14 protein-coding genes are annotated in these 12,196 nt (G+C 53.2%); 5 read left to right on the forward strand and 9 right to left on the reverse strand.

Going from position 1 to position 12,196, the window contains the following annotated elements:
* Positions 1 to 21: 21 nt before the first annotated feature.
* The 6 genes from meaB to OQ371_RS16415 form a co-directional block, all read right to left on the reverse strand.
* Positions 22 to 1,002, reverse strand: coding sequence for a methylmalonyl Co-A mutase-associated GTPase MeaB (meaB, locus tag OQ371_RS16390; protein WP_374761454.1), 981 nt, complete (start codon positions 1,000 to 1,002; stop codon positions 22 to 24).
* Positions 999 to 1,679 carry a 2-C-methyl-D-erythritol 4-phosphate cytidylyltransferase gene (locus OQ371_RS16395; protein ID WP_265989228.1) on the reverse strand — a complete coding sequence of 227 codons (681 nt, stop codon included), beginning with the start codon at positions 1,677 to 1,679 and terminating at the stop codon, positions 999 to 1,001. The genes meaB and OQ371_RS16395 overlap by 4 nt, the downstream gene beginning before the upstream one ends.
* Before the next feature lie 83 nt (positions 1,680 to 1,762).
* Positions 1,763 to 2,806 (reverse strand): tRNA preQ1(34) S-adenosylmethionine ribosyltransferase-isomerase QueA, encoded by a 1,044-nt coding sequence (gene queA, locus OQ371_RS16400; protein ID WP_265989230.1) that lies wholly within the window; start codon positions 2,804 to 2,806, stop codon positions 1,763 to 1,765.
* A 188-nt stretch (positions 2,807 to 2,994) separates the two neighbouring features.
* On the reverse strand, positions 2,995 to 3,366 hold the full coding sequence (locus OQ371_RS16405; RefSeq protein ID WP_265989232.1) for a hypothetical protein: 372 nt from the start codon (positions 3,364 to 3,366) through the stop codon (positions 2,995 to 2,997).
* Positions 3,367 to 3,533: 167 nt separating this feature from the next.
* Positions 3,534 to 4,187 carry a 3-keto-disaccharide hydrolase gene (locus tag OQ371_RS16410; RefSeq protein WP_265989233.1) on the reverse strand — a complete coding sequence of 218 codons (654 nt, stop codon included), beginning with the start codon at positions 4,185 to 4,187 and terminating at the stop codon, positions 3,534 to 3,536.
* Between the two features lie 107 nt (positions 4,188 to 4,294).
* Positions 4,295 to 5,794: an acetyl-CoA carboxylase biotin carboxylase subunit gene (locus OQ371_RS16415; protein WP_265989234.1), complete on the reverse strand. Its 1,500-nt coding sequence runs from the start codon at positions 5,792 to 5,794 to the stop codon at positions 4,295 to 4,297.
* Between the two features lie 221 nt (positions 5,795 to 6,015).
* Here OQ371_RS16415 and OQ371_RS16420 point away from each other — a divergent pair, with 221 nt between their 5' ends.
* Both OQ371_RS16420 and OQ371_RS16425 read left to right on the forward strand, forming a co-directional pair.
* Complete coding sequence (locus OQ371_RS16420; protein WP_265989235.1) at positions 6,016 to 7,326, forward strand: aminotransferase class I/II-fold pyridoxal phosphate-dependent enzyme; 1,311 nt, start codon at positions 6,016 to 6,018, stop codon at positions 7,324 to 7,326.
* A gap of 157 nt (positions 7,327 to 7,483) precedes the next feature.
* Positions 7,484 to 7,666: a BF3379 family histone-like protein gene (locus tag OQ371_RS16425; RefSeq protein WP_265989236.1), complete on the forward strand. Its 183-nt coding sequence runs from the start codon at positions 7,484 to 7,486 to the stop codon at positions 7,664 to 7,666.
* A gap of 78 nt (positions 7,667 to 7,744) precedes the next feature.
* Here the strand turns inward: OQ371_RS16425 and OQ371_RS16430 are convergent, their stop codons facing one another.
* Positions 7,745 to 8,152 carry a MaoC family dehydratase gene (locus OQ371_RS16430; protein ID WP_265989237.1) on the reverse strand — a complete coding sequence of 136 codons (408 nt, stop codon included), beginning with the start codon at positions 8,150 to 8,152 and terminating at the stop codon, positions 7,745 to 7,747.
* A 17-nt stretch (positions 8,153 to 8,169) separates the two neighbouring features.
* Entirely contained in the window at positions 8,170 to 8,601 is a 432-nt protein-coding gene (locus OQ371_RS16435; RefSeq protein WP_265989238.1) for a YybH family protein, read from the reverse strand.
* Positions 8,602 to 8,788: 187 nt separating this feature from the next.
* On the opposite strand from OQ371_RS16435, the gene OQ371_RS16440 reads away from it, so the two are divergent.
* The 3 genes from OQ371_RS16440 to OQ371_RS16450 all read left to right on the forward strand — a co-directional run bounded on the left by OQ371_RS16440 (position 8,789) and on the right by OQ371_RS16450 (position 11,980).
* Positions 8,789 to 9,664, forward strand: coding sequence for a diacylglycerol/lipid kinase family protein (locus tag OQ371_RS16440; protein ID WP_310586580.1), 876 nt, complete (start codon positions 8,789 to 8,791; stop codon positions 9,662 to 9,664).
* A gap of 122 nt (positions 9,665 to 9,786) precedes the next feature.
* Positions 9,787 to 11,349, forward strand: a complete 1,563-nt coding sequence (locus OQ371_RS16445; protein ID WP_265989240.1) for a PQQ-dependent sugar dehydrogenase — start codon at positions 9,787 to 9,789, stop codon at positions 11,347 to 11,349.
* Positions 11,350 to 11,605: 256 nt separating this feature from the next.
* The gene (locus OQ371_RS16450; RefSeq protein ID WP_265989242.1) at positions 11,606 to 11,980 is read left to right on the forward strand and encodes a YegP family protein; all 375 of its coding nucleotides are present in this window, start codon (positions 11,606 to 11,608) and stop codon (positions 11,978 to 11,980) included.
* A 12-nt stretch (positions 11,981 to 11,992) separates the two neighbouring features.
* Here OQ371_RS16450 and OQ371_RS16455 read toward each other — a convergent pair whose 3' ends face one another.
* The gene (locus OQ371_RS16455) at positions 11,993 to 12,139 is read right to left on the reverse strand and encodes a hypothetical protein (protein ID WP_265989244.1); all 147 of its coding nucleotides are present in this window, start codon (positions 12,137 to 12,139) and stop codon (positions 11,993 to 11,995) included.
* Positions 12,140 to 12,196: the final 57 nt, after the last annotated feature.

Raw genomic sequence — 12,196 nt, forward strand, 5'->3', positions numbered from 1 at the left:
ACAAAGCCGGATGAATTCGTTTCAACGCCACGACGCTAACAGGAGCTTGGCGGCCTGCAGCGGCAAGATTTCGCCTTTCTGGACCTGCTTTTCCAGTTTGGCCAGGTGCTCCGGCATACCGGGCTGTTGATAAAAACGGGTTTCGAGCTGCTGATGGATGGTGCGGTGAAGCCAGTCGAGATTTTGCTGCTGGCGGTTACGGTCGCGAAAACCGTTCTGGGTGAGCCGCGTCTGGTGTTCTATAATAAGCTGCCAGAGCTCTCCGATTCCCCGATTCTGAAGCGCCGAGCAAGTCAGTACGGGCGGGGCCCACTGCGACGGGGCAGGCGGGAAAAGGTGCAGGGCGTTCTGGTATTCCATCCGGGCGCGTTCGGCCGCGGCCGCGTTGTCGCCGTCGGCTTTAGTAATGGCAACGGCATCGGCCAGTTCCATGATGCCACGTTTCAGGCCCTGAAGTTCGTCACCGGCTCCGGCCAGCATCAGCAGCAGGAAAAAATCCACCATCCCGTGAACCACGGTTTCGGATTGCCCGACGCCCACCGTTTCAACCAGAATAACATCAAAGCCAGCCGCTTCACAGAGCAGCATCGTCTCGCGGGTTTTGTTGCCCACGCCCCCCGACGAGCCGCCCGAGGGCGAAGGGCGAATGTAAGCCAGCGGGTCCATCGACAGGGTTTCCATCCGGGTTTTATCGCCTAAGATACTGCCGTGAGATCGCTGGCTGCTGGGGTCAATGGCCAGAACGGCAATCTTTTTTCCCAACGAAGTCAGGTGCTTGCCAAACGCTTCGATAAACGTACTTTTACCCACACCCGGAACGCCCGTCACACCAATTCGGATTGAGTAGCCGGTTTGGGGCAAAACGGCCTCCAGTACCTGTAAGGCCAACGCCTGATCGCTATCCAACTGACTTTCAACCAACGTAATAGCCCGGCTTAGTACCAGTCGGTCACCGGCTCGAATACCGGTAATGTAGTGGTCGGGCGGCAGTCGGCGCATCAGCGGGCGGATCGGATTTTCTGTTCAGCAATTTCTAAATCTTCCGGCGTGGTAATTTTAATGTTGTCGTAAGAGCCGTCGATGAGCGTAACCGGAAAACCGGCATACTCAACAACGCTGGCGCAATCCGTGAAAAACGGTTGTTCTTCCACCTGAAAGGCCCTTCTGAAGAGGGGTAGCTGGAATGTCTGCGGGGTCTGTACCAGCCGGTAACTGGTGCGGTCGACGGCCTGACTACGACCATCCGGGTGAACCAGCCGGGCCGAATCCTTCAACGGAACGCAGGTAACGGCACTGCCCGTACGTTCGGCGGTTTCAAAGCTATTGCGAATGATCGCCGTGGTAACAAACGGGCGAACGCCATCGTGAACGGCAACGAGACCGTCTTCGGCCTGAATGAATTGTAACCCGTTACGAACCGACTGAAACCGGGTTTGTCCGCCTGGAATCAGTGTAATTAGCTCTCCAAACTGGTACTGCTGGCAAAGCTCCTCCCAAACTGGCAACTGGGCCGCGGGCAATACCACGATAATTTCCAGATTGGGGCTGTAGGACCGAAAGCGTCGGATGGTGTGCATCAGAATGGGTAAACCGCCAACGGGCAGAAATTGCTTCGGCGCATTTAGTCCCATCCGGCTGCCGTTCCCTCCGGCGACAAGTATCGCAAAACGGTTTTTCATACTGGACAATAAACAGAAAAGACAAGAGACAAAAGACCCGCAGAAAGCCGTCTTTTATCCCTTGTCTATTTTCTCTGGTCTTATTAGAGAATCAGCATCGCATCGCCGTAGCTGAAGAATTTGTATTTCTCCTGAATAGCCACTTCGTAAGCCTGCTTAACGAGGTCATACCCACCGAAGGCACTGGTCATCATGATCAGAATGGACTCGGGCAGGTGGAAATTGGTCAACAGGGCGTTGGCGATTTTAAAGTCGTAGGGCGGAAAAATAAACCGGTCGGTCCAGCCTTCGACGGGTTTCAACCGCCCATTGGCCGATACCGACGATTCGATCGCCTTGAGTGAGGTAGTACCAATGGCGCAAACTCGTTTTCCATTGTCCAGGGCCTCATTCACAACTTCGGCGGCCGATTCTGCAATTGAATAGTTCTCCGAATCGGTTTTGTGCTTCGTCAGGTCTTCCACGTCAACGGTCCGGAAGGTACCCAGGCCCACGTGCAGGGTGATCGGGGCAAAATGGATGCCTTTGATTTCCATCCGCTTCATGATGGTCTTCGTAAAGTGCAGACCTGCGGTAGGAGCGGCCACCGCCCCGACGTGCTGGGCAAAGATGGTTTGGTAACGATCCCGGTCAGCGTCTTCGGTTTTCCGTTTGATTTCGCGGGGAAGTGGGGTTTCGCCCAGTTCGTCGATGGCTTTCATGAATTCTTCATGTGAGCCTTCAAACAGAAACCGGATGGTTCGGCCGCGGGAAGTCGTGTTGTCGATTACCTCGGCAACCAGGTCGCTGTCACCAAAATAGAGTTTGTTGCCCACCCGGATTTTCCGGGCCGGATCCACCAGAACGTCCCACAACCGCATCTCACGGTTTAGCTCACGCAGGAGAAAAACTTCGATTTTAGCACCGGTTTTCTCCTTGTTGCCGTACAACCGCGCCGGAAACACCTTTGTGTCGTTGATCACCATGACATCGCCGTCCCCAAAATAGGAAATGATGTCGGAGAATTGTTTGTGCTCGATGGTTTTGGTTTTACGATCAACAACCATCAACCGCGATTCCCCGCGCTCGGATGGATAGAGGGCAACAAGACTTTGGGGTAAGTCAAACCTGAATTCGGACAGCTTCATACGGTCAAATAAAGAGCATCTCTTAAAAAGAGCGCAAAATTAGCAAAAAAACAGTTAGCAGTTGACGATGAGCCAATTGTATTCTACCGCCTATTTTGTAGAAAACGCGGTAGTAACAGGTGGGTCAACGGCAAATATACATTGCGCGGGGGGGGCATTGCAAGTATATTCTGTAAACGGTCCGCTCCTTACTGCTGATTTGCGTCCAGTCCGATGGCGTGAATGGGCTGTACGGACCCTTCGGTGTTGGTTTCCGGCCGTTCGGAAATCGAAAATTTCTGCATCAGTTCGGCGGTTACCTCGTTGGCGTATGTGCCCTGAGCCGATACGAAGACACCTTTCTTGCCGTCGGCGGTTGAGATGGCGTACAACGTCATTTCGTCACCGGGGTCGGAGGTGCCTTCAAAACGGTGAAACTCATCCACGTTAAATTCTTCGGATTTCAGTTTCAGACCGCTGCCACTTTCTTCCAGATAATCCCGTTTTGGTTTAAAATCGTGCGTGTAACCGCGCTCGCGCAGGTCTTCCATCGCTTCTGTCAGGGTTTCAAAATGCTGCATGGCGTTTCTAGTTATGTGACTACTTTAAGAAACCAGCAACCCCCAAAGTTGTTTTGAAACGACGGTGAAATATGAACGATGGACAATCGTGGGGCTGCTCACCCAGTACGTTGAAGCAGCGCAATCCACCGATTGTCCATCGTTCCGGTTTCAGCAATCTTTAAGGCTTAGTCTGGTAATACCTTTACCATGATGTCTTTGAAATAAACTTTGCTTTTCGGGTCGTGGGCCTGAAGGGCAAACGTGCCGCTGCTGATCTTACGCTCGGCCATGTCGTTGGGAAGGTTCACGTTATCCGGTTCGGTGTATTCGTTGACGACTTTGTCGTTGATTTTGATGGTCACTTTTTTGCCCTGAACCATGATTTCTTCGGTGTACCATTCATTGTCCTTGACGTAGGTTTCTTTCACGTCCTGAATGGCGTACAAGCTGGCGGTCCGGCGCCAGTCGGTGTGCGAGTTGTTGACCTGTACTTCGAAGCCTTTCTTCGGCCAGCTTTCCTCCTGATACTGCGTATGGAAATACATGCCGGAATTGGAGCCGGGCAGCGTCATCACTTTTGCTTTGAACTGAAAATTCTTGAAGTTATGGTCTTGAACGGGACCGACGTAGAAAAGGTGGGCCACCTGACCGTTAACGGCAATGGCACCGTCTTCAATTTTAAAGGATTGCGCATTTTTACCAACTTTCCAGCCGTTGAACGTTTTGCCATCGAAAAGGTTAATCCAGCCATCATTTCCCTTGCCCGCTTTCGGAGTTGATGATTTCGAGCACGCACCCAACAAGACCGCTAAACAACAAACTACAATAAGGTTTTTCATAGGGTTTATTGAAAATAAGTTTGATTTCCGGCACTAAGTTAAACAACCGGCGCAATTACTGTTGCCTTGCGCACCGATTGCCGTTTTATTTTTGACACCCTGACCGCTTACCGCAGCCGTCTTTCTTTCCATTTGCTTCTCGTTTGTTCGGTCGCAGGAAGGCTGCCCCCGGTTTTCGACTGATTGTTCTGAGACAACCAGGCCGCCAGTACGCCCGCCAGTTGCGCTTCTTCCGGACGGGTTTCCGGGAGCAGCTTCTCGGGCGTGAAATAATGACTGACAAAGTGCGTATCGAACTGCCCCGAGCGGAAAGCGTCGTGCTGCATCACGAACCGGCAGAAGGGTAGCGTGGTCTGCACCCCCGTAATGCGGTATTCATCGATGGCCCGGATCATTTTCTCAATGGCCTCGGCGCGGGTGGCCCCTGTTGTCACTAATTTGGCAATCATCGGATCGTAGTAGATCGGGATCGACATGCCCTGTTCAAAACCGTCGTCAACGCGAACACCGTTGCCCTGGGGCCGTACGTACGTTTCGAGCGTGCCGACGTCGGGCAGAAAATTGTTGGCCGGATCCTCGGCGTACACACGGATTTCGATGGCGTGGCCGTTGATCTGCAAATCTTCCTGTTTAATTTCCAGCGGTTTCCCTTCCGCGATGTAGATCATCTGCTTCACCAGGTCAATCCCCGTTATCTGTTCCGTTACCGGGTGTTCGACCTGCAAACGGGTGTTCATTTCCAGAAAATAGAAATTCAGTTGGTCGTCGACAATGAATTCCACCGTTCCGGCGCCGTAATAGCCACAGGCCCGCGCTACCTCAACCGCACACCGGCCCATTTCGGCCCGAATTTCCGGGGTCAGTACCGACGAGGGCGCTTCCTCAACCACTTTCTGGTGCCGGCGCTGCACGGAGCATTCGCGCTCGAAGAGGTGAATGATGTGGCCGTGCTGATCGCCCAGCACCTGAATTTCGACGTGCCGGGGCGAGGTAACGTACTTTTCAATGAACACCGATCCGTCGCCAAAGGCCGAAGTGGCCTCGCTGACCGCCCGTTCCATGCCTTCGTCAAAATCGGCCTCCCGTTCAACGATCCGCATGCCTTTACCACCGCCCCCCGCGCTGGCCTTAATCAGAATGGGGTAGCCAATCTGGGCGGCCGTTTGTTTGGCGGCTTCGCGGTCGGTGATGGCTTCCGGTGTGCCCGGCACCATCGGAATGTGGTAAGCGGCCACGGCGGCTTTGGCAGCCAGTTTGCTTCCCATGACTTCGATCGACTCCGGCGAGGGCCCCACAAAAATCAGCCCGGCGTTCCGGACGGCCTGCGCAAAGGCGGCATTTTCGGACAGAAATCCGTAGCCGGGATGAATGGCATCGGCCCCGGTCTGGTGGCAAACATCAATGATTACGTCGGTCCGCAGGTACGACTCGGAAGAGGGGGCCGGACCGACGCAAACGGCTTCGTCGGCGTAACGGACGTGGGGTGACTGGCGGTCGGCTTCGCTGAAAATGGCAACGGTCTGAATGCCCATCTCGCGGGCCGTCCGCATAATCCGCAGGGCAATTTCGCCCCGGTTGGCAACGAGCAGTTTCTTGATTTTTGTCATTGGGTTGTCGGCGCTATCCTCTCCACGGCGTTGCTGAGCCAATGAAAGAGCGCAACAACAGGCTAAAGATGCTTTTGCAAAAATATACTTCTGCCTGCCCGCTCCTAATTTTCCGCCCGTATTTCTAAGTCCAGCCCTGCTTTGCGGTTGGCAGATTTTAACTTACTTTTGTACTTATGTGGTTAATAAACTCATTATAAACCGATAAATAACGCAATAAAGTGGATTTATTTGAGAAATTACGCACCAACCTCGGACCCATCGGTTCGTCATCGCGGGAACTGAAAGCTCACCATTATTTCGCATTTCCGAAGCTGGAAGGCGAATTAGGGCCGCACATGACTTTTCGGGGAAAGCAGATGCTCAACTGGAGTTTAAATAATTATCTGGGGCTGGCCAACCATCCCGAAGTCCGGAAAATTGACGCGGAAGCCGCTGCTGAATGGGGGCTGGCGTACCCGATGGGGGCCCGGATGATGTCGGGTAATTCAGATTTACACGAAGAATTGGAGCGGCAACTGGCCGAGTTCGTTGGCAAAGAAGATGCCTTCCTGCTTAATTACGGGTACCAGGGCGTGATGTCAGCCATTGAGGCAGTGGTTGATTACCGCGATGTAATTGTGTACGATGCCGAATGCCACGCCTGTCTGATCGACGGTATTCGTTTGCACAAAGCCAAAATGGGCGAATACTACAAGTTTAACCACAACGACATCGATAGCCTGGAAAAAAATCTACAACGGGCGACCAAAAAAGCCGCTGAGAAAGGGGGCGGTATTCTGGTCATTACCGAAGGGGTGTTCGGGATGTCGGGTAAAGTCGGGAACCTGAAGGACATCGTCGCGCTGAAGGAGAAATACGACTTTAAATTGCTGGTTGACGACGCGCACGGTTTCGGAACTATGGGCGACACGGGAGCTGGTGTGGGTGAAATGCAGGGCTGTCAGGATGGAATTGATCTGTACTTCTCGACGTTCGCCAAGTCGATGGCCGCGATTGGGGCCTTCATCGCCGGGGATCAAGACATCATCATGTACCTGAAATACAACATGCGGTCACAAACATACGCCAAAGCGTTGCCGATGCCGTATGTGATCGGTGCCATGAAGCGGCTCGAACTGATCAAAAAGCACCCGGAATTGCGCGAAAAATTGTGGCAAAACGTTCGGGCTTTGCAGGACGGTCTGCGGGCACGCGGGCTGAATATTGGCGATACGACTTCACCCGTCACCCCGGTATTGTTACAAAGTGAGGGAGGGGTTCCGGAAGCTACAGCCATGGTTCGTGACCTGCGTGAGAACAAGGGAATCTTCTGTTCAATCGTGGTGTATCCGGTGGTTCCTAAGGGGGTCATTATGCTGCGGATCATCCCGACGGCCGCCCACTCACTCGAGGATGTGGAATACACCCTGAACGCCTTTAGTGAGGTGGCCGATAAGCTGTATCAGGGCTATTACCGGGAAAGTGCCCTGAATGGGCTCGGAGAAGGGGCTTTAGTACCCTCAGAAGTGGCAAAAACGGTCGCTGAATAACCGTTTAGTAAGGAATAAGGGTTTATTTGGACTTTTCCAACGATTTTTTTTGTGATTTTCTTGCGCTGAATGATAGATTGCGTATATTTCGTCAAAAACGCGGTTTTTGAGCGTTTTAGGGCATTTTTCCACAACTTAAAACCCATACAAATCAGTTATGGCACGCTTTGATGAAATAAAAGATCTGGTCTTGTCTTTGGAGGGCGATTTTGAAAAATTTTACGAAAAAGGCAATCAGGCTGCCGGTACTCGCGTACGGAAAGGCATGCAGGATCTGAAGACATTAGCCCAGAATATTCGCGCTGAAGTTCAAGATCAGAAAAATGCAAAAGAGTCGTAAGTAAAAGGTACCCCAAAACAACAAGCCCGGCCTGAAGGCCGGGCTTGTTGTTTTATAAGCAACAGGGTGTTTTGCGCATCATCCTTTTTTATACATCAGCGTTGCTACCCCGCGCGTGGTGACCTTGCCGGTCTGCCCATCTTTGATTTCGGTGGAAACCTCGGCCGTGTGCTTGTCGGGGTTGGTGGAAATGACGGTGAAAACGGCTTCGTAATCGGTATCGACAAACATCGGGCGCAGAAAATCCAGCGTCTGCTTCAGGTATACCGAACCGTGTCCTGGAAACTCCGTGCCCAGCACTTTCGTGAAAACACTAGCCCCGAGCATGCCGTGAATAATGGGTCGTTTGAACGGGGTCTGGCTGGCAAACTCCGGATTGAGGTGCAGCGGATTGTCGTCGCCGGTTACGCGGGCGAAAGCTTCCACGTCGGATTGGGAAAACCGGAACGGATGCCGGTGTACGGCGTTTAATTCAAAAGGTGTCATAGTGAAAAGAAGAACGGCTAGCTGGAATGATCGCTCACAATCACCCACTGGCCTTTAATTTTTCGCCAAAGTAAGGTAAAATGCCCTTCCGCATCGCCAACCTGGGGGCGGGTCAGGTGAAATTTCCCGATGACGTAGGCCACATCCCGGGCCGGAAATTCCAGTTTGAGGATAGTAAACTTCAGCGTTCCCATCGACGCCCGGTCGGGATACCGGCGTTTGTAGTTGCTCAGGGTAGCGCCATACCCGTAGGTTACACCGACCTTGCCCACGAACGTCAGCGAGTCCGACTTCCAGTACCCGTTCATAAAAGCCTCCGTATTACCAGCATTCCAGTCGGTAGTCTGGCGGTCGAGGATGCCCAGAATGGTTTTTCGTTCGGTAGCGGTTTGCGCCTGCGCAACGGTGAGGGTCAACAAAAAAAGGAGCAGGCCGTGCAGTTTTTTCATTTTATCACGAACTTTGATGGAGCCAGGTAAATCTGTATGGAACGGGCGTGTTGAATTTTCCTCCAATACTAATGAATAAAATCCGCAAATTTTACGAAGAATATAAGCCGTACATCTTTTCCGATGGCTGGTATTATGTTTTCATCCTCGTGTTTATTCTCTTCCTTTTCATCTTCTTTTCCTGATCGTGGCTCAAACGACTTTGCTGGCAATTGTCAACCCACTATCGGGCACGGCTTCGGTGTCCCAGAAGCAGCAATGGATCGACTTTCTCCGGAAAAAAGCCGCTGATGCCGGATTCAGCCCTGAAGCGGTATTTACCACCCACCCCGGTCACGCGACGGAACTGGCCCGGGAAGCCGTTCAGCAAGGAATCCGCCGGCTGGTGATCATTGGGGGAGACGGCACGATGAACGAAACCGCCCGCGCCCTCCTGCACACGCCAACCGCTTTAGGGATTGTTCCCGTCGGGTCGGGCAATGGCCTGGCGCGGCACCTGAATTTACCGCTCAACCCCCGGAAAGCCATCGAACGGGCCATTGACGGCCGCCCCGTTGTCATCGACAGCGGCCGAATCAATGACCACGCGTTCTTTTGTACGACCGGCATGGGCTTCGATGCGTACGTGGCTCAGGAGTTTGCCCGGCAACCCGTTCGGGGGCTGGCTACCTACATCCGGACGGCCTACCGGGCTTTCTGGAACTATCAGCCAGGCTCGTACGAAATCGGGCAGCAGCAGTATCCTTTGTTCTCCCTGACGGTTGCCAATGCGGGTCAGTTTGGGAACAACGCCTGGATTGCTCCGAAAGCTAATGTGGCGGATGGGCTGCTGGATGTTTGCCTGCTCAAACCGTTTCCGCGAACGGCGGCCGGAGGGCTGGCGTGGCGGCTTTTCAACAAAACGCTCGATCAGTCGGGGTACCTGACGGTGCGGCCGACGCGTTCGGTGGTAATAAAAGGCGAAGGGCCGCTATTGGTTCACATCGATGGTGAGCCGTTGCAGTTGACTACCGATACGGCAACCATACAGGCCGTACCGTCGAGTTTACTGGTCGTTGCATGAGAGGGGGTAGAATGACGGACGGCCGTTTCGGAATTACCCGGTTCCGTTGCGTTGTTTTTCGGGCTGAATCCTAACTTTTTGCCGGATCGGTTGGTATCCAAGTAGTGATTGAACCGATACCGATGGGCAGATTTGTTAGCGTGTTTTTCTTTTTTAGTTTGGTAATTACCCAATCCTGGAGCCAGATCATGACGGGGCCCCAGGGAGAGCGATTCCGGGTTCGGATTGTCAAAGACCGTTTGAGCGACCCCTGGGAGGTTACCTACGGCCCCGACCGGTTTCTGTGGATAACGGAAGCGAAAGGATACCGGGTTGGCCGAATCAACCCCGTAACCGGCACCCAGACCGTACTGATCGATCTGGGCCGGAACCGCAACTTTCCCCGTTACGATCAGGTTCCTGACTCCATCGACGGCGGAAAACCCTGGCCCCAGGGCGGGCTTATGGGCCTGGCGCTGCATCCCCAGTTACTCACCGGAAAACCGTATGTGTATCTGGCTTATGTGCACACCCACGAAGCGGCCGACCAGCCGGGCAGCGGTCGGGCGCCTAATTACGGCGGGCATTTTTTCCGGGCCCGACTGGTCCGTTACGAATACAATAGCAGGGGTCAGTCGCTCAGGAACCCCCGGGTACTGTGTGATACCATTGCGGCCAGCAATGACCACAATTCCGGTCGGTTGCTCATTGCGCCGGTTGACGGCCATCCTTATTTGTTTTACTCGGTGGGCGACTTGGGGGCTGGGCAGTTTGAAAATGCCGGGCGGCCAAACCACGCTCAGGATATAGCGGTGTACGAAGGGAAAATTCTCCGGTTTAACTTGGAACCCGATCAGGACGCCCGGCCCGATGATCAGTGGATCCCCAACGACAATCCCTTCAATTCGAACGGGCAGAATGCCGTTTGGAGTTACGGGCACCGAAACGTTCAGGGGCTGGCGTACGCGACGGTAGGCGGAAGGGGGACGTTTTACGCGGCCGAGCATGGCCCGTTTTCCGACGATGAAATCAACATCATTGAGAAAGGCGGCAACTACGGTCACCCGCTCGTCATTGGGTATGCCGATGGCAATTATAACGGACTGGCTGCCGGGGTGAGTGATCACGACAGTTTACCCGGTATCTGGCACACGACGTATCCCACCATTGGCAGCGAAAGCGAAAACCGTCGGCGCATCGGGGCGGCCTACCGTGATCCGATCAAAAGCATGTATCCGCTTTCGGCCCAGTTTCTGCAGAACCTGTTTGCCAAAACGCGGGCTAACGCCAAGGATAAACCCGACTGGCCGGCCGAAGCGCCCAGCAGCCTGACCGTCTATACGTCTTCGGCCATTCCAAACTGGCAAAATTCGCTGTTGCTGACGACGCTCAAAACGGGCCGTCTGGTTCGGCTGGCGCTGGATTCTGCCGGTACTCGTATTAAAGGCGACACGCTCGGTTACTTTAAACTACCCATTCGCTACCGGGACCTGGCAGTGTCGGCCGATGGGCGGAAGCTGTACCTGGCCGTAGATAGTTCCATTACGACATCCGGGCCTTCGCAGGAAGATCCCAAATCAACGTCGTACCGGGGCTGCATCCTGGAGTTTACCTACCTGCCGGACGGACAATCGGCGGAAGGGAGCCGGTCTCAGGCGACCCCGCCACCCGGGCGATCCCGGCGCAAGCGGGAGCAAGGTGGCTGAAGAAAGCGTTTTCAAAAATGGCATCCGGAATCTGGCATGGTCTTCGGAGCTGCTTGTCAATAAAAAGAAACCCGGCTTCGCACGAAGCCGGGTTGTCCTCCATACACTCTTTTACTGATAAGCTCTTCAAAGTTACACTTTTTAAGCGATAACACAGGAATGTTGTATATATATAATATATAAATTTCATAATGGTTGATATTTTGTTTCTTATGTATTATAGTTGCAATACGAAACTACCGTTATTGTCAATTACATGAGTCATAAGAATCATACAGATATGCATTTCATCATCGAAACTAACCCGCAGTCTGAAAACCAATATCAGTTCCGCCTGATGAGAAATGAGCAGGAAACGGTTATGACCAGCGAGTCGTTCAAGAGCAAGCTTGACTGTCTGACGGCCATCAGCGCCGTCCGTCGTGCCGGAAGTGATGCATCCAACTATCCCTTGTGGGATCTGGTCGGTAACATCCGTTTCAACCTGTTTTATGGCGATAATCGCCTGTTGATTGGCACCATCCGGTATAAATCTGTCGAGGATCGCGACCGGGCCTTGCAGGAAGTAGTGGATCAGGTTGCCAAAGCTCCGGCCCGTGATCAGGCTCCGCTAACGGCGCTGGCCGCTTAAGCCCGACTCCGGTTAGTTATAGTAAAACAGAAAGGTGGTGTCCAGCAGGCGCTTGTTGCCCATAATGAGCGCTGCCACCGGACTGGCTAAAAAGCCGGACTCGGATTCCGAATAAGTAATAAGATCAATCTGGGGAAGGTAATCCAAAAACCGAAGCATGCAGGTATTTTCTCTGATAACAAATCTACAGAGAAAAAAGCTGATAATCAATGCAAA

Origin of the sequence: Larkinella insperata, assembly GCF_026248825.1 — a bacterium.
In the GTDB taxonomy this organism is placed as follows: domain Bacteria; phylum Bacteroidota; class Bacteroidia; order Cytophagales; family Spirosomataceae; genus Larkinella; species Larkinella insperata.

Excerpts from the sequence above, each read along its gene's own strand:
- OQ371_RS16395 (WP_265989228.1), bottom strand. The coding sequence starts at position 1,679 with ATGAAAAACCGTTTTGCGATACTTGTCGCCGGAGGGAACGGCAGCCGG.
- queA (WP_265989230.1), bottom strand. The coding sequence starts at position 2,806 with ATGAAGCTGTCCGAATTCAGGTTTGACTTACCCCAAAGTCTTGTTGCC.
- OQ371_RS16405 (WP_265989232.1), bottom strand. The coding sequence starts at position 3,366 with ATGCAGCATTTTGAAACCCTGACAGAAGCGATGGAAGACCTGCGCGAG.
- OQ371_RS16410 (WP_265989233.1), bottom strand. The coding sequence starts at position 4,187 with ATGAAAAACCTTATTGTAGTTTGTTGTTTAGCGGTCTTGTTGGGTGCG.
- OQ371_RS16415 (WP_265989234.1), bottom strand. The coding sequence starts at position 5,794 with ATGACAAAAATCAAGAAACTGCTCGTTGCCAACCGGGGCGAAATTGCC.
- OQ371_RS16425 (WP_265989236.1), top strand. The coding sequence starts at position 7,484 with ATGGCACGCTTTGATGAAATAAAAGATCTGGTCTTGTCTTTGGAGGGC.
- OQ371_RS16430 (WP_265989237.1), bottom strand. The coding sequence starts at position 8,152 with ATGACACCTTTTGAATTAAACGCCGTACACCGGCATCCGTTCCGGTTT.
- OQ371_RS16435 (WP_265989238.1), bottom strand. The coding sequence starts at position 8,601 with ATGAAAAAACTGCACGGCCTGCTCCTTTTTTTGTTGACCCTCACCGTT.
- OQ371_RS16445 (WP_265989240.1), top strand. The coding sequence starts at position 9,787 with ATGGGCAGATTTGTTAGCGTGTTTTTCTTTTTTAGTTTGGTAATTACC.
- OQ371_RS16450 (WP_265989242.1), top strand. The coding sequence starts at position 11,606 with ATGAGTCATAAGAATCATACAGATATGCATTTCATCATCGAAACTAAC.
- OQ371_RS16455 (WP_265989244.1), bottom strand. The coding sequence starts at position 12,139 with ATGCTTCGGTTTTTGGATTACCTTCCCCAGATTGATCTTATTACTTAT.